Here is a 23,808-nt window from a genome sequence, read left to right on the forward strand (position 1 = left end):
GTGCATGGAAGTCGAGGATATAAACGGGTATAATAGCGCGTTTTAGATGTTCATCACACAACTAGAGGTCAAAAATGAGCTTTAATTCTATTCCGGCTGCAAAAGATTTAAACAAAATCACTGAAGATTTTAACTGTATCATCGAAATCCCTGCTGAATCTGATCCTGTGAAATATGAGATCGAAGATGATTTGGTATGGGTTGATCGCTTTGTGGGCACGAACATGCGTTATCCTGCAAACTACGGTTACATTCCACAAACATTATGTGATGATGGCGATGCGTTAGACGTATTGGTTGTGACACCATTCCCATTGATTCACGGCTGTGTTGTGCGTGCACGTCCTTTAGGCGTGTTGAATATGACAGATGAATCGGGCGGTGATGCTAAATTAGTGGCAGTGCCAGTGTCTAAATTGTGCCCAATGTATGACAACATTCAATCCATCGATGATTTACCAGAATTATTGGTGAAACAAATCGAATTCTTCTTCCAAAACTACAAAGGTTTAGAAAAAGGCAAATGGGTTAAATTAGATGGTTTTGGCACAAAAGAAGATGCTGAAAAAGAGATCTTAAAATCTTTAGAAATGTTCAACAACAAAAAATAATGGTTGAACTGGTCATCAGATGAAGAAAAAGCCTGTGAAAACAGGCTTTTTTATTGGCTTTGAATCATTCAACGACGGTCAATGAAGGCTTTTTAGTGGCTTTTTTACCCGTCGCTTTTTTAGCTGCGGGCTTTTTGGCAGGTTTCTCACTCTCTTCATTGGCAATGACGGCAAACGGCGAGGCTTTTTCTGCTTCCACTGGGAATGGATCATCTAATAAAGGTTCTGGCTGAAATTCAATGCCATGACCATTTTCACGGGCATAAATGGCAATCACAGCGCCAATGGGGACATTAATTTCCATCGGCACACCGCCAAAGCGGGCAGAAAAAGAGATCCATTCATTGCCAAGCACCAAATTTGGGGTGGCAGAAGGCTCGATGTTTAAAATAATTTTACCTTCTGTCACGTAATCCTCAGGGACTTCAACATAAGGCAATGTGGCATCAACCGCAATGTAGGGTGTGACACCGTTGTCCACAATCCAATCATAAAATGCACGGATGATATAAGGCTTATTTGAAGTCATCATGGTGAATTACCCCTTTGATTTGTAATGATGAATCACACTCTCGCGGGCGAGAATGTTGCTGTTGTATTCAATGATCGCAGGCGCTTTTTCTGGAATGGCAATGTCAAAGGCTTGCAAATGCCAGAAGAACGGTGCGAGCGATGCATCTATGATACTAAAATCATTGCTCTGAAAATAGATAAAACCCTCAAATAATGGGTTATAGCGCAATAATAGATCATGAATCGCTTTCATGGATTTCTTATCAGCTTCGCCTTTTTTGAGCACTTTTTCAAGTAATGGATACCATTCATTGAGCACGCGCTTTAAAATCAAACGGAATTTACCACGATTGATGGGATCATGGGGCAACAAGGGTGGATGAGGGAAGCGTTCGTCTAAAAATTCTAAGACAATGCCAGGGTAATAGAGGGTGACTTCTTTTGTTTCTAAAGTTGGGAGAATTAATTGTGGGTTAATATCTAATAACTCTTCGGGCGGATTGCTGATGTCAACATAGACTGAATCGCTGAGTATATTTTTTTCTAATAATGTAATCGCGATACGATCCGCATCTAATGAAGGATTTTCTTGATAAAGCGTAAAGCCTGAACGACGTGTAGACATTTTATTCCTTTACCTCAAACAAAATAAAAACAATGGGCTATCCAAAGGATAGCCCACTTTATACTGCTTATTTTACATCTTTCCAGTATTCTCTATTCATGAAATAGGCACAAGCTGTAAAGATCACTAAGAAGAGAATGACCCATGGCCCGTATTGAGCACGCTTGATTTGCGCAGGCTCTGAAACATAGGACAAGAAGTTCACAATGTCACGAGTCGCCGCACGATACTCTTCAGGCGTCATTTTTCCGGGTGTGATGACTTCAGTGTCAATCACCACAGTTTCAGGTTTACATTCATTCTCATCGGCAACTTTACAACCTTCTGGCAAGCGCTCTTCAAAAACGGCTTTGGTTTCCCCTTGAAGTTCTGCCAACACATGTGGCATACCCACGCTTGGGAAGGCGATGTTGTTCACGCCAATGGGGCGGGTATCATCTAAATAGAACGAGTTCAAATAGTGATAAATGTAGTCCGCACCATTTTTACGTGGTTCAATCGAGCCATTTGGATCACCCGTACGTGCACGCACGATGGTGGATAAATCCGGTGGCGCTTTACCAAACCATAAGTTTGAGTCATTACGATTCATGGAAGATTTCATCAAATCGCCCACTTTCGTTGGCTGATACTCATTTTCACGGGTAGAGAAGCTGCCTGTATGAATGAGTTTATCTTTGACTGCATTGTCATCAGCCATGCCAATATCGCGGCCTGTCACGTTATAGCGTTGAAACTCTAAAGAGTGACAACCGTGGCAGTATTGCATGAAGAGCTCAGCACCATTTTGTAAAGATACTTGATCTGTTACATCAATCTCAACTGGTGGTAAAGTCGTTGCAGAAGCTGCTGACATCAATGAGATTGACATTAATAAAATTTTTAATTTTTTCATTTCATTGTCACCCTTGTTGGTACTGGTTTTGTTTTATCAAGCTTGCTCCAAATTGGCATCAATAAGAAGAAAGCGAAATAATAAACCGTACAAAGTCTTGCCACCAATGTTCTACCTGCAGTTGCTTCCACAACACCTAAGTAACCCAATACTAAGAAGCAGATCACAAAGAGTGTTAAAAGAATTTTAGTCAATGGACCTTTATAGCGAATTGATTTCACAGGACTTCTGTCTAACCAAGGTAAGACAAAGAGGACTGCAATCGCGCCGCCCATGCCAATCACACCCCAGATTTGCGTACCGAACCATGATGGGATCGCACGTAAGATGGAGTAAAATGGCGTGAAGTACCAGACCGGTGCAATGTGTGATGGTGTTGCCAATGGGTTTGCTGGATCAAAGTTTGGTTTTTCTAAGAAATAACCACCCATTTCTGGCGCATAGAACACGATCAAAGCAAAGATGATTAAGAAAATGCCCACTGCAAATGTGTCATGCACAGAGTAGTAAGGGTGGAATGGGATGCCGTCTAAAGGCTTGCCATTTTCATCTAAATGATCTTTGATTTCGATGCCATCAGGGTTGTTTGAACCCACATGGTGAAGGGCTAAGATGTGACCAATCACTAAGAAAACCAACACGAGTGGCAATGCAATCACGTGAAGGGCAAAGAAGCGAGAAACGGTTGCCGCTGAAATGACGAAGTCACCGCGAATGAACTCAAGTAAAGTGTCGCCCACATAAGGGATCGCACCAAACAATGAGATAATCACTTGCGCGCCCCAGAAGGACATTTGACCATAGGGTAATACGTAACCAATGAAGGCTTCAGCCATCAAGAGTAAGTAAATGAGCATACCGAAGATCCACACAAGCTCACGTGGCTTACGGAAAGATCCATACATTAAACCACGGAACATGTGGATGTAGACCACCACGAAGAACATCGATGCGCCCACTTCATGCATGTAGCGTATCAGCCACATCCAATCCACGTCACGCATGATGGCAGTTTCTACGGAAGCAAAGGCAATCGGCATGCCTGTTTCGCTTAAAGTGGCATCGGGAATGTAATGCATCACAAGCCAAATACCGGTGATGATTTGGTTCACTAAAACCACCATCGACAACACACCGAACACATACAAGAAGTTGAAGTTTTTCGGTGCGTAATATTCGGTCATGTGTTTGCGAGTGGCTTCGACAACCGGTAAACGGTTATCGATCCAGCCAACAATGCCGCGCTGTGAACTGTTTTCTTTAAATGCCATTATGCGCTCTCCTTATCTTTACCAATCAAGAGGCGATTGCCTTCTAAGAATTGGTAGTTAGGGACGATGAGATTAGTGGGCGCAGGTACGTTTTTATACACGCGACCAGCTAAGTCAAATTTCGAACCGTGACATGGGCAGAAGAAGCCACCGACCCAATTTTCAGCCGGTACCACGTTCGGGCGATAGGTTGGGGAACAGCCTAAATGAGTACAAATACCCACCAACACCAATACCTCTTTTTTCTCAGAGCGCCATGCATTTTTTGCATAACTTGGTTGTTGATCCATATTTGACTCAGGGTCCACCAATTCGCTGGCAGGAATTTTCTCTAATAAAGAGAGCATTTCAGGTGTTCTGTTTAAAATCCAAACAGGTTTCCCTTGCCATTCCACGCGCAGTAATTCACCTGGCTTTAATTTAGATAGGTCCACTTCAACAGGCGCACCAGCGTTTTTTGCTTTTTCGCTAGGCATCCACGAAGCAATGAAAGGGTAGGCTAAGAACATAGCTCCTGCACCGCCTACGGCTGACGTTGCTAGCGTCAGAACACGTCGTCTTTTGAGATCGACATTGTTATTATCACTCATCACATTCTCCGATTTACTTATAATATATTGACAAAGAAAAGATTATTTTACGCGAGAGACATAATCGCCTGTGCGCGTATCAATCTTAACAATTTCATCAATTTGGATGAAAAGTGGTACACGCACAACAGCGCCTGTTTCTAACGTCGCAGGTTTGCCGCCTGTGCCCGCTGTATCACCTTTTAAACCTGGGTCAGTTTCTACAACTTTCAATTCAACAAAGTTAGGTGGTGTGATGGAAATTGGTACGCCATTCCAAAGGGTTACCACACAAAGATCTTGTTCTTTTAACCATTTTTTAACATCGCTTACAGCAGCGGCAGATGCGCTCACTTGTTCAAAAGACTCAGGGTTCATGAAGTGCCAGAATTCGCCATCTTCATACAAGTATTGCATGTCCATGTCCATCACGTCAGCCGCTTCAACTGTGTCGCCAGATTTGAATGTTTTTTCAATCACGCGACCTGTTTTGAGGTTTTTTAAACGCACACGGTTAAATGCTTGACCTTTACCAGGTTTGACCATCTCATTTTCGATAATGCTGCAAGGGTCATTATCGAGCATGATCTTTAAACCGCCTTTAAATTCGTTTGTGCTATAAGTTGCCATAAATATCTATTCTCATTCCAAGTTGTTTATAAAAACTTTGTCATTATACGATAAAAATACTCACAAAATCTTGCTAAAAGTTAACTATTTGTTAGGCAAATCGTTACTTATAGAGTTTGCATTCGTGGGTAAATTTAAGGTCATGTTCTGCAGCGAAGGCTTTGTGATAGTCTAAAATGTCTGTCACTTCCTCTTTTGAGCCGATGATCACAGGAATGCGTTGATGCAATTTAGACGGTTTGATGTCTAAAATACGTTCATAACCTGTGGTGGCAATGCCGCCTGCTTGTTCCACTAAAAATGAAATGGGATTCGCTTCATACATTAAGCGTAAACGACCGCCTTTTGCACGAATGCCTTCATCAATTGGATAAGCAAACATGCCGCCGCGCATTAAAATGCGATGCACGTCCATCACCATAGCACCGACCCAACGCATTGTATAGCGCTTGCCTTTTTTACCATCGACGCCCGCTTCGCGATCTTGTACATATTCGAGCATGGGTTTTTCCCATTTCAAGCGATTGGCATGGTTGATGGAGTATTCAGCAGAGGTCGCCGGAATTTGAATGTCTTTATGGGTTAAAATGAATTCACCAATGTCTGGATCTAGTGTAAAGGCGTGTGTGCCGTGGCCAATTGAGATCACAATCATGGTGGCAGGGCCATACAAGCAGTAACCTGCACACACTTGTTTGACGCCTTCTTGTAAGAAGTCTTCTTCTGTTGGATGTTCTTTATCAGAACGCATGATGGAGAAAATGGTGCCAATTGGACCATCTACATCAATGTTGCTTGAACCATCTAATGGATCAAACACGAGTAAATATTTGCCACGAGGTTTGTCTTCAGGGATGGGGAAAACTTCTTCCATCTCTTCGCTGGCCATTGCAGAGATGTGACCGCGCCAGATGTTGTTTTTAATGAATAAGTCATTGGCGATGATGTCTAATTTCTTTTGTTGTTCGCCTTGACAGTTATCGGTTTCTGCATTGCCTAAGACATCCACCAATGCGCCTTTGCGCACAGCAGCTGAGATGGTTTTACAGGCTAGGGCAATATCATTCATCAGTAGAGTGAAAGAGCCGGTGGCTTCAGGGTAGAGACGCTGCTCTTCGATCAAGTATTGAGACAGCGGGGTGCCAAGCTGCATTATATAAACTCCAAGTAATCAAAAAATGCGCACATAGTACTCGTTTTCGACAATAAATAAAAGTCTAATTGATCATGCTTTTGATGTGATCGCGAGAAAATCATGCATGAATGAAATAAATTAATATTTGGTGTTATAATTAATCATTGTTGATAATTTTATGGATAGGCGGAATATATGGGTTCAGAAGAATTAAAAAATGCTGGTTTAAAAGTTACCCTACCAAGGCTTAAAATTTTAAACATTTTAGTGTCAGCATCCTCAGAGGATCATTTAAGTGCAGAAGAGATTTACCAACGTTTGAATGAATCGGGTGAAGAAGTCGGTTTAGCCACGGTTTATCGCGTATTGACGCAATTTGAACAAGCCGGTTTAGTGCAACGCCATTTCTTCGATGGTGGCCAATCGGTGTTTGAATTAGACAATGGTGATCAACACAGCCACATTGTGTGCGTTAAGTGCGGTTATGTCGATGAGTTTCACAAAGAAGAGTTTCGTGTGAAGAGTGAAGAGATCGCAAAAAACTTTGGCTATTTGTTCCAAGAAGCGAAAGTGACGATCTACGGCATTTGTAAAAGATGTCAGTAAAGCCCTTGTATGCTGCAGACGCCTAAGATCACACGCAAACAAGCGTTCAATTGGATTGGCATTTGGCTCGCCTTAGTGATTACCGCATGGTTTTGTCGGCCACTATTGCCTTACCAAGAATTGGGCACCGCAGCAGTCACATGGGAAATGTGGGTATCGGGTCAATACTGGATACCCACTTTAAATGGACAAGTGGTGGAAGAGTCCTATCTCCTTGTTCATTGGCTTGAGATGCTCATTTGGTCACTGTTTGGTGTCAGTGAGTTCTCCATCCGTTTTTTAGCGGCGATTTTCAGTTTAGGCACGCTGTTTTTAACGGCGTTGGCTGGCAAACAACTGTGGCCACAACTGCCAAAAGTTCGGGCAAATGCACCGCTCATTTTAATTGGCAGTTTGATGTGGTCAGTCTTTGCCACCGCTCACATTGAGCAAATCTTTGTGGCATTTTTTCTCTTGCTTTACATTAATTTTTTGATTCGAGCATGGCAATATTCCGCCATTTGGTGGCTAGGCGTTGCGTTTGCTTTATTGCTTGGATTTTTTGTCACAGGTGTGGCATTTTTAATTTATGCATTGCCTGTACTCCTGGTGATGCCGCTTTGGTTAAAGCATTATGGTAAAGGCGCGCTTTATGGTGCATGTGCCGTCATCAGTGCATTTGCCATCTTTTGGGTGTGGGGCTATGGTGTCAAACACCATTATCCGTTTTTATCATTGAGCAATATTCTTGGCTTACCTCGTTTATTGGCACAAATCAATGACCCGATGCCTTTTGGCATGACCTTTTTATCCCTAGTGATCATGCTCTTTCCTTGGGTGTTTTGGTTGCCGCTTTATCGTTCATTTGCAGCGGTGAATAAACAAGAGGCTGCGTTTAAATTCTGTGTGGCATGGTTATGCTCATCACTGTTTGTGGTGTTGATCACCATGAAAACCTCCATTGTGCCATTGATTCCGCTGTATCCTGCTTTTTGTTTATTGGTGGCGCGCGCTTATCAAGGCACCATCAATCGCCGTAAGGATGTGGCGTTAGTGGCAGCGGTGATTGCCATTATGGGGCTCATTTTGATGAGTTTTCCATATGCTCGTAAATTTGTTTCAGACACACATGCCATTGAATGGCTCTCCACGATTTCCCCAATGTGGGGCGTGGGTTTATTGATTTTCAGTGTAATGTTGCTCATTTTTGCCAAAGAGACACGTTTGATGACACTTGCTTTGACGAGTGTGGCATTGACATTGGCGTTTAATTTTGGCGTGATCCGAAACGCCCGCGATTTTTATGATGTGCTGCCAGCTTCAGAGCGCATCAGTTGGTATCAGAACAATGGCTATGTGGTGGCCAATAATGGCCGTTATATGGGGCAATATCACTTTTTAGGACGCTTAGCAGAACCTTTGGTGGTGATCGATCATGACCTGGAGTTTGAGCGTTTTAAAGCCTTTGCGCCTAATGGCCGCATCATTGTGTATTTAGATAAAATGACACCGACGACCATGCAAATGGCGGAATATTACCAACCGTTTCGCAATCGCTATTTGGCAATTTTTTCGGTGGCGGATATTGATAATTTAAATCTACTGACTAGAAAAGAGAGCGATTGATGGCGATGTTGAGTTTTTTTAAACCAAAATGGCAGCATAAAAATCCAAAAGTAAGGCAACACGCATTACAAACAGAAGCCTTAGCCGAAAGCATCATCTTATCGATGGCGCAATCTGACCCATCTTGTGATGTACGTATGTATGCATTTACGAAAATTGAAGGGATTGTTGAGCTCTACACACTTTTTTTACAAGAGCCGAATACAGAGGCACAATCTGTACTCTTAAAAGAGATTTGTCGTCGTTTTACGTTAGCAAATGGCGCTGAAGGTATTCATCACTTTATGATGCACACGGTGCGCCGTGATTTTCCTGTCGCGCGTTTATTGATGGCGTGTGAGGATGTCTCTTTAAAGCCCGCACTCATGCAATATGTGATTGCCAAAGAAGAGGCCACGCATCTGATTGAGCAAAACTATGCTTTGAGTGTTGATGAAATTGAAGCCATGGATGACATCGCCACATTAAAGCAATTTTTACAACAAAATTTAGGCAAAGATAAACAACGTACCATTGCCCTTAAAAATCACATTCAAGTGCTTGAAACCGCACAAATGCGCGCAGCTAAACAATCTGAGTTATTGCGTGATTATCAAGCCTTAGCGGAATCTGAGCCGTTAGCGGCCCTCAATCAATTGAGTGATTTAGATGCTGCATGGCAAGCATTATCCCTTGGGGATGCGCATCAAGCGTTTCGTAATGCATATTTAGCGCGCCATCAAGTGATGAATGAACAGCGCAGAACGCAATTGAATGCATGGAAACAGATCGCGGCAGAGAGCATGGAGTGCGATGACGTTGATCACTTAAAGCAATCCATCAAACAGCTTGATGCATTGATGAAAGATGATGTGTTCTCTTTAAAAGAACGCACAGAAATGCAGCAGCTTCAGGTGAAGCTACACAATAAAATCACGCAATTGAATGAACTTAACAATAAAGCGGCGATTGTTTCTGAACCTGTGATGAAAGCACGGCCTGACGTTCAAAAAGTGGCAGAAGTCACATTAGATTGGGCATATATGGACAATGCACTTGTGGCATTAGAACAATTGATGGCATCCGGTGAGTTGCAAGCCGCAGCACACTTAGAAGAGAGTCTGTTAGAAAAATTACAAACAGCCTCATCGTCACGCCGCGCGGAACAATATCGTGCAGAGTTGAAAAGTTTGACAGAACCGATGCATGCACAATTAGATGTGGTGCGCTGGCGTACGCATCAAGCATTGTCTGCTTTGTGTGATGAAGCAGAAGGGTTGATCAACAGTGAAGCCAGTGATTTAGGGGCGCGTTTAAAAGCTTTACGCACGCAGTGGCAAACGGCACAAGTGGGCATTGATCATGTGCCAAGAGGCTTGCATCAGCGCTTTGAGAAAGCGTGCCATCAAATTCATCAAAATGTGATGAAAATGCGCGAAAAAGATCAAGCAGCGCGTGCCATTTATCGCACAGAGGCGGAAGGTTTATTAAGCGCCCTACAAACATGGATCGATGGCATTGATTGGCAAGCCCCGAACTGGGATCAATTGATGACAATGCGCCAGCAGTTTTTTAAAGAGTGGCATCGTTATTTAAATCAATATTCGACAGATGGTGTGTTGAGTTATGGTGCGCCGCTCTTTTTACATCGTGATAAACAGCAATTAGAAAAACAAATGCGTGCCATTATTGCGCCTTTAGAGCAAGCGATTGATGCAGAGCGTGCCGCGGAGAAAGCGCGCAGAGAAGGGATGATTACTGAGTTAAATGCATTATTGTCTCAAGGTGATATTGTAAAAGCGGTGGCGCAGGCTAAAGCCTTTAATCGTGACTTTACGCCCACTGTGCGCGCCACGAATCAAGAGGAAAATCATCTTTGGAAAATGATGCGTCTTGTCAATGATCAAATTTTTGCAGCACGTGATGCGCAAATGAGTACGCAAACACGTGAAGCGCAGCGCAATGTGGCGAAAAAGCGTGAGATTTTAGCGCGTTTAGAGACATTATCGACAGCACATGAACTTGATCAAGTCAAAGCTGAATGGCAAAAAGTAGGGCGTGTGCCAAAGGCTGAGCACCCATCATTAGAACGCGCCTTTAAATCCGCAATTGCGGCGATTGAGCAGGCACAAAAGACTCGCATGGCGGCTTTGCACGCACAAAAGCGCGCAGAATTGTTAAAGACGGCCGAAATGATCGGTGCATTAGAAACAGCAGCATTGTCCGGTTTGCCGTTTGAGATTGAGCCTGTGCGTAATGTGCAACATCCGATGTTGAAAAAACGCGTACAAACATTATTGAGTATTTTAGCTGGTCAGCGCACTGCACAATTGCGTTTAGAGGCTTTATCCACTGAACGTGATCAAGTGGCGCTGCGTTTGGTGTTGCTGCGTGAAATTATGCTGGAGATTCCGGCAAGGGCAGAAGAGCGTGAAGCGCGCTTAGCGCTACAAATGGCGGTATTATCACAAGCCCTCAATCAAGATCGCACTCTAAAAGATACACACAAACAATTAGAACGCTTAGATGATGAATGGCTCAGCTTGGTGGTGGGCGAGGTCAATCCTGATCTCTATGACCGTTTCCGATAAATGAGTTTGATTCAGACCTGAGGTTTGGTAGAATTGCGAAGTTTAAATGATCCATCGATGATATTTTAGGAAAATAACCATTATGATGCAGTATATTCGCGAACGAGCGACGAGTAAATTTGCTAAGTTTTTATTTCTAGGGATTGGCATCTCATTTTTGGGCTTTGGTGGCTCAAGCATGATGGGCAGCCTTGGCGATCCTGCCGTTGCGAAAGTGAATGGTGAAAAAATTTCCACAAGTGTCTTAACGCAGGCGTATATGAATCATTTGCGTGAGCAAGGCGGCGTCACACCAGAAGGTGCGGCGGCTTTGATGGTGAAGAAGAATGTATTAAACGGGCTCATTCAAGAGCAAGTGATGCAGCAAGCCACAGAAAAAATGGGCATCATGGCATCGAATGAAGCGGTGCGCGATGCCATTCATAAAATGCCATTTTTACAAGAGAATGGACAATTCAGTAAACAGCGCTATCAATATTATTTACAGCAACAAGGCTTAACGGCAGAGCAGTGGGAAAATTTATTGCGCCGTGATATGACCACGCAATTGTTGATCCGCGCGATTTCTGATTCTGTGATTGTGCCACAAGAGAGCATCGAAGCATTTGCAAAAATTGATCGTGAAAAACGTGATTTATCTGTCATCTCTGTGCCGCTTGCGCGCTTTGTGAAAGATGCAATTGTGACCGATGAGATGTTAGCGGCCTATTATGAGAGCCATAAACATGAATTTTCCACAGAACCGCGTGTGAAAATTGCTTATGTGACATTGCCTGAAGTGACCAATGAAGCGATCACGGTCACCACTGAAGAAGTTGCCGCTAAAAAAGCTGAAATTTTAGAAAAGCAAAAAGTAGCAGAGAGCCGTAATTCTGATCAATTGATCATTCAGTTCAGTACAGAAGAAGAGAAACAAAAAGCACTCGCAGCTTTGACCACCATCAGCGATGCATTAAAAGCGGGCAATCTCTCTTTTGAGGAAGCAAAAGCCGAAATTGAGCAAAACCCTGAAGGTTTATATTATCAAACAGGCAATTTACGCATCAATGGCACACAAGGCATTGAAACGGCACTCTTTGGTTTGACCATGGATGCGCCTTATTCTGCCCCAGTTGTGACGGACAATGCTGTGCATGTGGTGCGTTTATTGGCGATCGATGGCGATGATGCTTTAAGTGATGAGGCATTGACTGCAAAAGCCACCGCAGCAGTTAAACAGAGCAAAGAAGCGGCGATTAAAGCAAATCATGAGCAGCACTTCCAAGAAGTGGCAGAGAAAAATGCAGAGAGCTTAGATTTATTGGCGCAAGCGTTTAATACAACGCCTGTTGAAACAGATTGGTTGAGTTTGACTGAAAAAACGGGTGCATTGAAAGATCAAGCAACCTTTGACATGATCAGTCAAGAGATGCAATTGGTGGGCGGGAAAAATTCCGAAGCTTATCAAGCGGACAATGGTGAAATTCGCATTGTGCGCGTACAAGCGTATGAAGCCGCGCGTCCTTTGACCTTTGATGAAGCAAAACCACAGATTGAAACAGCATTGGTGCGCTCTGAAGCTGAGAAAAAAGCCCGTGGCTTGATTGATGCCATCAATATTGAATTGGCAGAAGGTAAAACGCTGGCAGATGTGGCGGCAAAACATGATGTCACGGTGAAAAACTATACAGATTTATCTGCGGTGAACATCAATGAAGCGGCAAACAACGATCCTGAAATTGCCGCTGTGCTTGAACAAGGCTTTTCTGTGGCGAGAACTTATCCGGCGGCTTTTGTGGCATTGAGCATCAATGATCATGTCGATGGCGTGATTGTCAATAACATTGAGCCTGGTAAACTCTCTGATTACACAGAAGAAGAATTGACCTTGATTGGCCAATATTTGCGTTCTGATATGGCCAATGCCGAAACCCTTTTATTCATGCAGGGCTTGTATGATCAAAGTCAGATCGAAGTGTATCAAGTCCCATTTTTGACAGAGTAATATGCGAAATAGCACTTTATTGATTGGGGCGTATGCGGGGATTGCGGGGTTTTTCCTCTACATGACGCTGCACAATGATGGCGGTGAGCAGGACTATTTGTCCGACATTGTTTTGACAAAGGCCAATGATGCGCCTTTGTCAGAAATGCCGATGGCCACTCATTTAGTTGTCGATGAGATTGATGTTTTAGACGTCAGTTTAAGTGATGATGAGTGGATCGATGAAGCAGAAGTGATGCTTGCAAGCAATGATCCGTCAGAAATTGCCAGAGGCCTTGGAATCTTAAATCGTTTAGCGAAAGACAATCAACCAAGGGCGAATGAGTTATTGGCCATCATGTACGATCAAGGCATTCGTTTGCCTAAGGATGCGAAAAAATCGTTTGATCATTATGAGCGTGCGGCGCTTCATGGTTCAGAAAATGCCAACATCTATCTGTTTAACCATTATTTAGATCATCCGACGCCATCGGATCAGCATTATCAAAAGGCGCGTGATTGGTTCATTAAAGCCACTAAATTTCAGCGCAATCCCATTGCCGATTATGGCTTAGCTTATATGTATGAAGTGGGTTTAGGTGTGCCGGTGGATTTAAATCAAGCCTTAAAATATTACCAAAATGCCGCTGATGAGAATTTCCCTTTAGCATATGAGCGTTTAGGCAACTTGTATCTTCAAGAGAATGATCGCACGCGCATCAGTGAGGCATTATTGCTGTTTCAACGTGCAGCGAATGAAGACATGCCAAGCGCCCAATATAAACTCGGCTACATGTACGAAGAAGGCTTAGGCACAAAGCAAGATTATGAAACGGCGCAATTTTGGTATCAAAAGGCGGCCAATAATCAATTTCCACTTGCGGAAGTGGCGTTAGGGCGATTGTATGAACATGGTTTTGGGGTTGAAAAAGACAATCGCCGTGCTTATGATTACTACCGATCCGCCGCAGAAGCGGGCAACATTGAAGCGCAAAATTGTGTGGCGCGTGCCTTTGAGCGCGGCATTGGTGTGGATAAAGATTTAGAGCGCGCCATTTATTGGTATGGTGAAGCGGCACAAAAAGATGATAGCAACGCACAATATAATTTAGGGCGCATTTTTGAAGAGTATCCTGAGGTGAGAAATTTAGATGAAGCCAAAGCTTGGTATCAAAAAGCTGCCAAAGCAAATGTGACGGAAGCACAAACGGCGTTAGAGCGTCTTTCAACAAAGTAGATGGTATGATCGAGCACAATTTTAATTTAGTCAATGTGAATACGTTTGGCATTGCAGCTCAAGCGGCTCATTATTATCGCATTGATGCGCTAGATGATTTAGCAGGATTGAGCGACTTAAAAGCGCCCCTCTTTTATTTAGGCGGTGGCAGTAATGTATTGTTCACCGAAGATTATGCAGGCACGGTGGTGCATAACTGTATGCGCGGCATTGAGATCATTGAAGAGAATGATGCATCAGTTTTAGTCAAAGCGTATGCGGGCGAACCTTGGCATCCTTTTGTGGCGCATACTTTGTCCGAAGGTTGGCATGGATTAGAATGCTTGGCCTATATTCCCGGGCAAGTGGGCGCGACACCTGTGCAAAACATTGGAGCTTATGGCATTGAGGCATGTCAATTCATTGAGCGTGTGCATGTGTACAACTTAAAGACGCAATGCTTTGAAGCCTATGGCAATGATGAATGTGCTTTTGCATATCGAGACAGCATTTTTAAATCTGCCTTGAAAGATCGTTTAATTGTGAGTGTGGATTTTCGTTTATCTAAATCACCGCATGTCTATGAGCGCTTTTATCCTGCCTTACAAGCGCATTTACATGCACATGGGATTGATGAACCGGCATCGCTTGATATCTTTAATGCAGTGATTGCGGTGCGCCGCTCGAAATTGCCTGAAGTGAGTGAGCTTGGCAGTGCTGGCAGCTTTTTTAAGAACCCTGTGGTGGATCTTGCGAAAGCTGAGGCATTAAAAGCACAATATCCGGATTTGGTGGTCTATCCTTATGGAGAACAATGTAAATTGTCCGCAGGTCAGCTCATTGATCGTTTAGGCTTTAAAGGGCAATATGCAAACAATGTGGGCATGTATGAAAAGCAAGCCCTCATTTTAGTGAATTTAGGCGGTGCAACAGGGCAAGCGCTCTATGCACACAGTGTAAAAGTGATGCAAGCCGTTGAGGCGGCATTTGGTATTTGTTTAGAGCCTGAAGTGATCATTCTATAATGTTAGAATGATAGATGGGACACAACAGTTTTTATTAACCATAGGAAAAAGTGTATGAAACTTGTAAAATTATTGAAGTCTGTGGCACTGATGGTGGTGGTTTCGATGTGTTCAATGGTGTATGCAGCTGATACGCCAGAGCAGACCATTGAAAAAGCCTCTGCACAATTGATCAATGCCTTGAAAAAAGAGGAAACTGCCTTAAAGCAGAATCCAAAGCGTTTGTATGGTTTTATTGAAAAAATGGCGGTGCCATATTTTGATTTTAACACCATGTCACAATGGGTGATGGGTCGTGCTTGGCGTGATGCAACGCCTGCTCAGCGTGATCGCTTTATGAATGAATTTAAAAAATTGTTGATCAATGCTTACGGTAGCGCATTGCTTGAATACACGGATGATAAAGTCAATGTATTCCCATTGCCACCGAATGCGAAAAACAAAAATGAAGTGACAGTGCGTTCAGAAATCACATCATCAAGCCATAAGCCTGTAGCCGTGAACTATTCAATGATCAAATCTGGCGGTAAATGGTTGGTGTATGATGTTTCCATTGAAGGCGTGAGCATTGTGACGAGCTATCGTACGGAGATCCGTGAATTGGTGAATGCTAAAGGCATTGATGGTATGATTGAAACCTTAGCGCAAAAAAATAAATAGGACATCCACATGAGTGACTGCTTGAAAGCGACAGGACAAGGCGTTTATCAATTGATTGGCGAGTTTAACAAATTCACCATTCCTGAGTATGATCGTGTGATTCGTACGGCGTTTAAAAATGAGGCGCCTAGCCTGTTGTCTTTAAATGCCGTCAGTCGTTGTGACAGTGCATTTGTGGCATTACTGATCAGCTATAAGCATGATTATCCGAGTCTAGCGCTTGATGCCATTCCTGAACAACTCAATAAATTATTGACGCTGTATCATGTAGCGAATTGGTTCACTCATTGATTGATGTTAGAGGTATAAAAAAGGGATCGGATGATCCCTTTTTTTGTGGGAATTCATTACAAATAAGTTACCTAATTTAATGGATGAGCATCTATTTCCTCGGGGATTTTTGAGACTCGTTGCGCATCATGGTGCATGAATATGGCTTTAATGTAATTATTATGTAGTCATTTCGATGAGCAAAAAAAGATCCCATCGCGAGGATGGGATAAGGAGAGTGTGAGAGAGTCGGGGGTAATCAGGTCAGATTACTGATGATGACGATGTCCTTTGTGGCCTTTGCCGTCATGGTTCATGCGCGGACCTTTGCCATCATGTGCTTTTAAATATTCAGCGCGTTGTTCTGGCGTTAATACTTGATACACCGCATGCTTGTGTTGCAATTTTTGTACAGCGCGATCATCACGATGTTTTTGGTGCATTTTGCGTGCTTGATCTGCATTAAAGGTTGGGTTTTCTAAGAGGTTTTTCATCTCTGCTTGATGAGCGGCATGTGTGGCTTCACGCTCTTTTTGCATGGATTCATGCAATGACTTCATTTGCGCGCTCTGTTCTTGCGTCAATTGTAAGCGATCCATGCTGTGGTTGCGATCCGGTTTTGCCATCGCGGCGCTTGAAAGTGCAATCACGCCAATCACTGCTAAAGCTAACTTTTTCATATCAATGTCCTCATGTGAATGTTTTTAGATTGAGTACATGATAAGCCCGTGCTTGTAAAAGGCAGTCTAGAGAATGTAAAGCGGCGTAAATGTTTTTAGACAGTTGTAGAGAAGCCGCTATAATGGCCTAAGGAGGTAGTCATGGAACATATTTTATTGGTGGATGATGATTTACAACTGCAAGCGTTGATCTCGGAGTTATTGACCTTTGAGGGCTTTGCCGTCGATGTGTGTAACAACGGGGAAGAGTGTTTAGCTTATATGGCACACACAACGCCAGATGTATTGATTTTAGATGTGATGATGCCCAAAAAGAATGGCTGGGACACATTAAAAGAGGTGAGAAGCACGCATCCTTTATTGCCCGTATTGATGCTTTCAGCAAAAGGTGACAGCATTGATCGCGTGCTTGGGCTAGAACTTGGTGCTGATGATTATATTGGCAAGCCTTTTGATGATCGTGAGTTGATTGCGCGCATCCGTGCGCTATTGCGCCGTGCCAATGCAGAAGAAGCACCGCAGGATCACAATGTAATTAAAGTGGATCAATTAGAGCTCAATCAAGCGCAGTTTCAAGCAAGCTTTGCCGGCAAACCAATCGATTTAACGTATACGGAATTCTCTTTATTATTGTATATGGTGAAAAACCGCGGCAAAGCCATCAGCCGAGATGAATTGAGCCGCGAAATTTTAGGAAAGCGTCATCAAGCGTTTGACCGCGTCATTGACATGCACGTGAGCAATCTGCGTAAGAAAATCCCCGATCGTGACAACGGCATGCCATGGTTTAAAACCATTCATGGTTTAGGTTATATGTTCATTGAATAAGGGGTGAGGCGTGCGTAAATTTTTCTCTTTGTTGAGTGTGCGGATCTTTTTTGTGTTTTTGATCTATTGCATTGCGGTGGTCTCCATCGCCATCATCATTCCAACGCTTGATCAAAGGCGCATTCGTGAAGTGCCAAGTGCTGAGCGGGAGAAGATTCAACAGCGCCTTGATCGCCAGTTACAGATGCGCCATGCTAAAAATGCAGGGCGCTTCATTGCCATCCCGAAAACCAATGATCCTGAATATTTAGCCTACTCCATCAGTAGTGTGGATAATCCTGAGTATCGTGAATTCATTACGGCGGTGACGGATGAAGATGTACCGCATCAACAAGTGATCAATTCGCAAATGATCATGGGGCCTTTTGAGGTGGAAGGGGCGCGTTATCAGTTTTATATGCTCTTTCCAAAATTACCGCAGTCGTATTATGTGAGCATGATGTTTAAATCACCCTCGCTTTTACTGTTGTTGATGCTCTTTGCCAGTTTGCCTTTTATCTTTTTACTCACCTATTCGCTCTATCGTCCGATTAAGCGCTTAAAACAAGCGGCAGATCGGGTGGCGAAAGGGGATTGGGAAGTGGATCCTGCACTTGAAAAAGGGACGGTGGAGTTCAGTTATCTCGGGCAGAGCTTTAATCAAATGGTGGAAGAGCTGCAAAAGGCAGAAGCAGAGAAGAATCGCCTCTTTGGGAACATGTCTCATGAGCTTAGAACACCATTGACGCGCATTCGTTTAACCAATGGCATGTTACGCCGTAAAACAGATGCATCCTTAGCGCCGGACATTGATCGCATTGAACAAAACCTCATTTTAATTGAAGATCGCATTCAGGCGATGTTGTCATTGTCTCGTGAACTGATTTTGCGCCGTGAGCAACACGAATCGGTGCCTTTAACGTCAGCATTGATTGAGCTATTGGCAGAGGCGGCGTTTGAAGCCGATGCCAATGGCAAACGGCTTCATTATGATGATGTGCCAGAGATCAACGTGCTGCTAAATGTGGAAAACTTTCAAAGCGGGATTGAGAACATTTTGCGTAATGCCATCCATTATGCCAAAACGCGCATTGATGTGACTTTTAACGTGGTGAATGATCAATTGATCATCAGCGTGCATGATGATGGTCCCGGTGTGCAGCCAAAGGATTTAGGGCGCTTATTTGAGGCGTTTTATCGTGCGGAGAATGAAGAGGTGCCGGATTCAAATGGTGCTGGTTTAGGTTTAGCCATCGCAGGGCAAATGGTGAAGCATCATCATGGCACCATTGAGGCAAAAAATTATGCCGATGGCGGATTGATGATTACTTTGACGTTTCCTTTGTCATCGGGCTCGTAACTGCCCAAATGCCAACATATGGGCGCACATTCCAAAAGGGTGCGCCATAAATTTTTCCAAGGTAAGAGAGCTGCGATAAGGTGCCATCAAGATAAAGGGCATCTTTGCAGCCAAGTTCCGCTTGAAAGAATTTGGCAAAGTAATAAAAATTAATGGGGCTTTGTGTGACGGCAAAATACGTGGTGTTGTTTTTAACACAAACGCCGCTGCGGTATTTTAAGCTGTCGGAAGATGGGAAGAATTTTGGGTGCAACTGACCATTGACCACAAGCATCGGGCCAGATTGTGTGGCATATAAAGGCTCATAGCGCTTTTGATTGCGAAGAAAATTTTCTGTTTCCAACACATGGCGCGAACCATCTTTATTGACAAAAAAAACACCATTCGGGATCAATGAAAAGTTCCCGATGGCATTTGTGCGTGTGATCTGATTTAAGCCCTTTAAGAGCTCACCTTTTTCCATGTGCCAACCGAGCGGCGATTGATCTTGCCCAAAGATGCCAGAGTTGATGGCAAACAGAAGCTGCTTTTTCTCTTTTTGCAGCGTCTTATTGAGGGTTGAAAACGATTGATACGGCTGCTCGGTGGCTGCATTTTTCCAAAAAAGCTGTAATGAATCATGTTCGGAAACCTCAACCACTGCAAACTCCACATTGTGATACTTTTGCATCAACAACGATAAACTGTGGGCTTCTGGCATGAAGCACAGGGTTAACAATGGGGCAAGTAGGTGAGATTTCCGGATCTTCATTAACGTTTGGCTTGATGGATGGATTGTAATAAAGGTTTCAATAATTTAGGGGTGGCAAAAGCTGCATTTTCAGCACTGATGTCCACTTCATTGCCGCTAAAGTCAGTGGCTAAAGCGCCGCCTTCTTGGGCAATCAATACAGCCGCTAAATGATCACAAGGATCAAACGCATTCAACCAAGCGGCAGATGCTTTGCCTTCGATCATTTCGCAGATGCTCAATGCTTCATCGCCTAATACTCTAACACCTAAAGAGAGGTGATGTAAATGCGCGGTCATCATCACGTTTTCTTTACGCAATGAACGAGCATCTGTGAGTAAAAGGGCATCGCTGATGCGGCCGCTGTGGCGAGGTAAACGGATGCGAATGTCATTGAGTGTCGCACCTTCATTTTTCACAGCCATATAGGTTTTTTGTGACACAGGTGCATAAACATATGCTGCCATTAATTTGTCTTCCACCATATAAGCCACAGAAACAGCAAAGTCAGCATTGCCACCTAAGAAGTTTTGTTTGCCAACGATACCACTGACATACCAGTAAGATTTATTCTGCGCAGGACCATGTACACCTGTGAGTTTTGTTTCTACCGTGTGGTCTGGGTATGCATATAAAATTTCTTTGGCAATCTCGGTTTCAATTTGTGCGTAAAAGATGTCAAAACGTTCGGTCTCTTCGCGTTGTGCTTGGCTTAATTTAGCAGTTTGTTCAAAGATTTGATTGATTAAACGGCTAACTTTAGAAACACTTTTTTGTGCGATGGTTAATTGTGGATTCATAAAACTCTCAGATTAAAAATATTAAATAGCATGGTCTTTAGCGAGCAGCTCTGAAATGGAGCTGACCAAATTTGGACCACTTAAACGGAAATGAGAAGCATCAACCCATGATGTGCCTAAACGGCTGATGACTTCCTCTAAGTATTGTGAAGCTTCGGTAAAATTGTTGTTGGTTGTCACGATGTGAATGCCTGTTTCAGGATTCATGTCTTCAATCACGGTCAGCATCATTTGCACCATGGTGAGGGTGATTTGTTGACGATTGCGTCCTGAGGCGGTTTTGACGACATTCATGCCACTTCTGACAGCAAGTTCTGTGGCTTTTCGAATCCATTTGGCATCTTGTAAAATGCCCGCTTCAATGGTGAGCTTTAATGGCGTATCACCTGCGGTTTCACGCATGGTGTTCAAAAATTTCAAACATAAGCCCGCTTGGCGATTGACCAAGGCTTGATAGGGAAAGACGAGGTCAATTTCATCGGTGCCAGCTTCGATGGCTTGCTTCATCTCTTGGGTGGCGTTGTAGGTATTAAAAGGGCCATTTGGATAATTGATGATGCATGACAATGTTGGTGGATTGTCACCGAATGCTTCACGAAGTGGGGCAACATGTTGCGCAAAGGTTGTGATTGAGGCAATGGGCCCAATGGTTGTCACTTCTTGTGCCACTTTTTGGGCATCTAGGTTTAAAAATAGATAGGGCAGATCAATCAGCCCGATCATTTTTTGTGCCACTTTAATTTTTAAGGTTTCTGCTTCCATTATGCGTCTGCTTTCTTTTGAGGTTTAACAGGATTTTGCATCGGCCATGCGATGGCGAACCAAACTGCTGCTAAAAGAAATGCCAAGTAAAAGACATATTGTACGCCAAAATAACCGCTGATTGTAGCGCCAAGCATCCCACCAATGGATGTGCCTAAAAATTGTGATGAGGAAAAAACACCCATAATGGTACCGCGATAGTGTTGATCGGCCGCGCGAGACATGATGGAAGGTTGCATTGCTTCCATCACATTAAAGCCAAAGAAAAATAAGAGTAAGCCCCAGAAAAATAGTGCATGACTGCCTTCTTCAGAAATGATTAAGCCTAAATACGCGAGCGCTAAAAATAAAATGGCCACTAAGAATAAAATGCGGTGACGATAAAAGCGTTCAGCAAGTCCTACGCAGGCAAACATGATGATGCATGAGATGAAAAATGTGCTCACATAATAAAGGGTGGCAGAGCCGCCAGAGATTTCTAATTGAGAAAGGAGGCTTGGCATGGCTGCAAAGGTCATGGTCAATAATAGATGCAGCATGAATGCGCCAAAGTATAAACGCACCACATTGCCATTGCTAAAGGCGATGCGTGTGAGCTCAGAGATGCTTTCACGCTTAGTTTTCATTGCTTCTGTGGGCATCGGTGCATCAGGGATGAATTTGATGGTGGCATAGATGCCAAGCGCACCCATCAGTGCACACACACCAAAAATGCCATAACCTTTGGCCACCATATAGATGATGGGTGCTAATGACACTGCGACACCAAAAGTTAAACCGATGCTCACGCCAATCATGGCCATCACTTTTGAGCGAATGTATTCACGGGTTAAGTCAGTGGCTAGTGCCAAGACAACGGCAGAGACAGCGCCTGCGCCTTGAATGATGCGCCCTAAAATGGCCACATAGACATGGCTTGCGAACATTAAAATGATGCTGCCCACAATGAATAAGCCAAGGCCGGCGATTAAGGCAGGTTTTCTGCCCATCTTATCGGACACGATACCAAAAATGGGTTGCAATAAGATTTGTGTGAGCGCATAACTTGCAAACACAAGTCCTGTTAAAAAGGGGGTAGAGCCCGTTAAGCTTTGGCTATAAAGGGTAAGTACTGGCAATATGATGAAAATGCCCAGCATTCTGATGGAGAACAGCCCTGCTAATTTGAGGCTAAGACCGAGTTCCCCCGGTAATAATTTTGTACTGGTATTGACAGTTGTGTCTGACATTACTTTTCAACTCCTTAATTTGCAGAGGGATTATACGTTATTTTGGATCGCCAGTGCAGATTGATACACATGATTTTTTGATAATTTTGTCACTTTTGTGGCAATGCTCACGGCTTGTTTTAAGGGCAATTCATCCAATAAGATGGTTAACAGCTCTGTTAAATCGATGCTTTCTGACTCTGTGGCTTCAACTTTTGCCCCTTCAATGACGACAACATATTCGCCGCGTTGTTCATCTGAATGGGTTGTGTAATAGTCGTGAAGATTTTTAAGACTCTCTGAAAGATAACTTTCATAACGTTTGGTCATTTCGCGGCCAATGAAGGCATAGCGATCTTCGCCAAACACTGCCATGGCATCTTCAAGCATTTGTAGAATTCTGTGGCTCGATTCATAAAAGACCAAAGTGCGCGGATCTTTACGCACCTCATTCATGCGCGCTTTGCGGCCTGCGGATTTTGCAGGTAAAAAGCCTTCAAAGCTAAAGCGATCTGTTGCAATGCCAGAGACGGATAATGCGGTGATCAATGCGCTGACGCCGGGAATGGGAATCACAGTTTGCATGGCTTCACGCAGGGCACGGACCACTTTAAAGCCCGGATCAGAGATGAGCGGCGTGCCCGCATCTGAAATGATGGCGCAATTTTGTCCATCATTTAATAAATTTAAGATCTCATCTATGCGGTCAGTTTCGTTGTGATCATGCAGGGAGCGCATCGGCGTTTGGATGTTAAAGAGCTGCATCAGTTTAGCGGAGTGTCGAGTATCTTCGGCAAAAATGACATCAACACTTTTTAAAGTTTCGATGGCGCGCGGTGACCAATCATCAATATTTCCAATTGGTGTTGCAACAACGTAGCAAATTGACATAGAGTTCTCTGATTCTTGAATTTAAGGGTTACGATTATACAAGGAAATGACGCAATGAGCGAACCACAATTCACAGGTGATTGGGGCGAAGCATATGCCCGGGCACATTTAGAAGCCCATGGACTTCAATTTGTGATGAAAAATTATCGCTGCAAAATGGGCGAGATTGATCTTATTATGCAAACGGGCGGCGTTTTGGTCTTTGTGGAGGTGCGCGTGAGAAATACGCGTTTACATGGTGATCCTTTAGAGAGCATTACATTTGGTAAACAGCAAAAAGTTAGAAAAACGGCGGAGCGTTATTTACAACAAGTGAATCATCAAGGGGATGCACGCATTGATGTGGTGGGGATTGATACCTCATTCTCCCCACCGCGCATCACTTGGATTGCCAATGCATTTTAAT

At 43.6% G+C, this 23,808-nt stretch carries 25 protein-coding genes; 12 read left to right on the forward strand and 13 right to left on the reverse strand.

Annotated elements, in window-relative coordinates:
• Positions 1 to 74 precede the first annotated feature (74 nt).
• Positions 75 to 611, forward strand: a complete 537-nt coding sequence (gene ppa / locus B9T10_RS01760; RefSeq protein ID WP_063503483.1) for an inorganic diphosphatase — start codon at positions 75 to 77, stop codon at positions 609 to 611.
• Positions 612 to 675: 64 nt separating this feature from the next.
• Here the strand turns inward: ppa and B9T10_RS01765 are convergent, their stop codons facing one another.
• From B9T10_RS01765 to B9T10_RS01795, 7 genes are all read right to left on the reverse strand, one after another.
• A complete protein-coding gene (locus B9T10_RS01765; RefSeq protein ID WP_094488583.1) occupies positions 676 to 1,143 on the reverse strand; it encodes a ClpXP protease specificity-enhancing factor in 468 nt (155 codons plus the stop codon).
• A 6-nt stretch (positions 1,144 to 1,149) separates the two neighbouring features.
• Positions 1,150 to 1,749, reverse strand: coding sequence for a glutathione binding-like protein (locus tag B9T10_RS01770; protein WP_008314601.1), 600 nt, complete (start codon positions 1,747 to 1,749; stop codon positions 1,150 to 1,152).
• A gap of 67 nt (positions 1,750 to 1,816) precedes the next feature.
• On the reverse strand, positions 1,817 to 2,644 hold the full coding sequence (locus B9T10_RS01775) for a cytochrome c1 (protein WP_008314602.1): 828 nt from the start codon (positions 2,642 to 2,644) through the stop codon (positions 1,817 to 1,819).
• The gene (locus B9T10_RS01780) at positions 2,641 to 3,915 is read right to left on the reverse strand and encodes a cytochrome b (protein ID WP_008314603.1); all 1,275 of its coding nucleotides are present in this window, start codon (positions 3,913 to 3,915) and stop codon (positions 2,641 to 2,643) included. Before B9T10_RS01780 ends, B9T10_RS01775 begins: the two co-directional genes overlap by 4 nt.
• Positions 3,915 to 4,505, reverse strand: a complete 591-nt coding sequence (gene petA / locus B9T10_RS01785; protein WP_026165685.1) for a ubiquinol-cytochrome c reductase iron-sulfur subunit — start codon at positions 4,503 to 4,505, stop codon at positions 3,915 to 3,917. Before petA ends, B9T10_RS01780 begins: the two co-directional genes overlap by 1 nt.
• A 42-nt stretch (positions 4,506 to 4,547) precedes the next feature.
• Positions 4,548 to 5,114, reverse strand: a complete 567-nt coding sequence (gene efp, locus B9T10_RS01790; RefSeq protein ID WP_008314605.1) for an elongation factor P — start codon at positions 5,112 to 5,114, stop codon at positions 4,548 to 4,550.
• A gap of 103 nt (positions 5,115 to 5,217) precedes the next feature.
• Positions 5,218 to 6,267 (reverse strand): class 1 fructose-bisphosphatase, encoded by a 1,050-nt coding sequence (locus tag B9T10_RS01795; protein WP_094491140.1) that lies wholly within the window; start codon positions 6,265 to 6,267, stop codon positions 5,218 to 5,220.
• 177 nt (positions 6,268 to 6,444) lie between these two features.
• Here B9T10_RS01795 and fur point away from each other — a divergent pair, with 177 nt between their 5' ends.
• The 8 genes from fur (at position 6,445) to B9T10_RS01835 (ending at position 16,185) form a co-directional block, all read left to right on the forward strand.
• Positions 6,445 to 6,855 (forward strand): ferric iron uptake transcriptional regulator, encoded by a 411-nt coding sequence (fur, locus tag B9T10_RS01800; protein ID WP_008314607.1) that lies wholly within the window; start codon positions 6,445 to 6,447, stop codon positions 6,853 to 6,855.
• A 9-nt stretch (positions 6,856 to 6,864) separates the two neighbouring features.
• The gene (locus tag B9T10_RS01805) at positions 6,865 to 8,460 is read left to right on the forward strand and encodes an ArnT family glycosyltransferase (RefSeq protein WP_063503486.1); all 1,596 of its coding nucleotides are present in this window, start codon (positions 6,865 to 6,867) and stop codon (positions 8,458 to 8,460) included.
• A complete protein-coding gene (locus B9T10_RS01810; protein WP_094537645.1) occupies positions 8,460 to 11,030 on the forward strand; it encodes a DUF349 domain-containing protein in 2,571 nt (856 codons plus the stop codon). Before B9T10_RS01805 ends, B9T10_RS01810 begins: the two co-directional genes overlap by 1 nt.
• 82 nt (positions 11,031 to 11,112) lie before the next feature.
• Positions 11,113 to 13,014 carry a SurA N-terminal domain-containing protein gene (locus B9T10_RS01815; RefSeq protein WP_094537646.1) on the forward strand — a complete coding sequence of 634 codons (1,902 nt, stop codon included), beginning with the start codon at positions 11,113 to 11,115 and terminating at the stop codon, positions 13,012 to 13,014.
• A 1-nt stretch (position 13,015) separates the two neighbouring features.
• Complete coding sequence (locus tag B9T10_RS01820) at positions 13,016 to 14,230, forward strand: SEL1-like repeat protein (RefSeq protein ID WP_094537647.1); 1,215 nt, start codon at positions 13,016 to 13,018, stop codon at positions 14,228 to 14,230.
• Between the two features lie 5 nt (positions 14,231 to 14,235).
• Entirely contained in the window at positions 14,236 to 15,234 is a 999-nt protein-coding gene (murB, locus tag B9T10_RS01825) for a UDP-N-acetylmuramate dehydrogenase (protein ID WP_094537648.1), read from the forward strand.
• 54 nt (positions 15,235 to 15,288) lie between these two features.
• Positions 15,289 to 15,894 (forward strand): MlaC/ttg2D family ABC transporter substrate-binding protein, encoded by a 606-nt coding sequence (locus B9T10_RS01830; RefSeq protein ID WP_008314613.1) that lies wholly within the window; start codon positions 15,289 to 15,291, stop codon positions 15,892 to 15,894.
• 9 nt (positions 15,895 to 15,903) lie between these two features.
• Complete coding sequence (locus tag B9T10_RS01835; RefSeq protein WP_094537649.1) at positions 15,904 to 16,185, forward strand: STAS domain-containing protein; 282 nt, start codon at positions 15,904 to 15,906, stop codon at positions 16,183 to 16,185.
• A gap of 248 nt (positions 16,186 to 16,433) precedes the next feature.
• Here B9T10_RS01835 and B9T10_RS01840 read toward each other — a convergent pair whose 3' ends face one another.
• Positions 16,434 to 16,844 (reverse strand): Spy/CpxP family protein refolding chaperone, encoded by a 411-nt coding sequence (locus B9T10_RS01840; RefSeq protein WP_094537650.1) that lies wholly within the window; start codon positions 16,842 to 16,844, stop codon positions 16,434 to 16,436.
• A 141-nt stretch (positions 16,845 to 16,985) separates the two neighbouring features.
• On the opposite strand from B9T10_RS01840, the gene B9T10_RS01845 reads away from it, so the two are divergent.
• Positions 16,986 to 17,672, forward strand: coding sequence for a response regulator (locus tag B9T10_RS01845; RefSeq protein WP_008314617.1), 687 nt, complete (start codon positions 16,986 to 16,988; stop codon positions 17,670 to 17,672).
• 10 nt (positions 17,673 to 17,682) lie between these two features.
• A complete protein-coding gene (locus tag B9T10_RS01850; protein WP_094537651.1) occupies positions 17,683 to 19,011 on the forward strand; it encodes an ATP-binding protein in 1,329 nt (442 codons plus the stop codon).
• On the opposite strand, the gene B9T10_RS01855 is transcribed toward B9T10_RS01850, so the two are convergent.
• Genes B9T10_RS01855 through rsmI form a run of 5 tightly spaced genes read right to left on the reverse strand, consistent with a single transcriptional unit; the run spans position 18,977 to position 23,402 of the window.
• Positions 18,977 to 19,711, reverse strand: a complete 735-nt coding sequence (locus B9T10_RS01855) for a phosphodiester glycosidase family protein (protein WP_063455807.1) — start codon at positions 19,709 to 19,711, stop codon at positions 18,977 to 18,979. The two genes, B9T10_RS01850 and B9T10_RS01855, sit on opposite strands and share 35 nt — an antisense overlap.
• Before the next feature lie 50 nt (positions 19,712 to 19,761).
• Positions 19,762 to 20,541 carry an inositol monophosphatase family protein gene (locus B9T10_RS01860; protein ID WP_008314623.1) on the reverse strand — a complete coding sequence of 260 codons (780 nt, stop codon included), beginning with the start codon at positions 20,539 to 20,541 and terminating at the stop codon, positions 19,762 to 19,764.
• Between the two features lie 21 nt (positions 20,542 to 20,562).
• On the reverse strand, positions 20,563 to 21,303 hold the full coding sequence (locus B9T10_RS01865) for a beta/alpha barrel domain-containing protein (protein ID WP_008314626.1): 741 nt from the start codon (positions 21,301 to 21,303) through the stop codon (positions 20,563 to 20,565).
• A complete protein-coding gene (locus B9T10_RS01870; protein ID WP_094537652.1) occupies positions 21,303 to 22,532 on the reverse strand; it encodes an MFS transporter in 1,230 nt (409 codons plus the stop codon). Before B9T10_RS01870 ends, B9T10_RS01865 begins: the two co-directional genes overlap by 1 nt.
• 30 nt (positions 22,533 to 22,562) lie before the next feature.
• On the reverse strand, positions 22,563 to 23,402 hold the full coding sequence (gene rsmI, locus B9T10_RS01875; RefSeq protein ID WP_094537653.1) for a 16S rRNA (cytidine(1402)-2'-O)-methyltransferase: 840 nt from the start codon (positions 23,400 to 23,402) through the stop codon (positions 22,563 to 22,565).
• A 54-nt stretch (positions 23,403 to 23,456) separates the two neighbouring features.
• Here rsmI and B9T10_RS01880 point away from each other — a divergent pair, with 54 nt between their 5' ends.
• Entirely contained in the window at positions 23,457 to 23,807 is a 351-nt protein-coding gene (locus tag B9T10_RS01880) for a YraN family protein (RefSeq protein WP_094492109.1), read from the forward strand.
• The last annotated feature ends 1 nt before the right edge of the window (position 23,808 follow it).

This window comes from Wohlfahrtiimonas chitiniclastica (assembly GCF_002252325.1).
Lineage (GTDB): Bacteria > Pseudomonadota > Gammaproteobacteria > Cardiobacteriales > Wohlfahrtiimonadaceae > Wohlfahrtiimonas > Wohlfahrtiimonas chitiniclastica.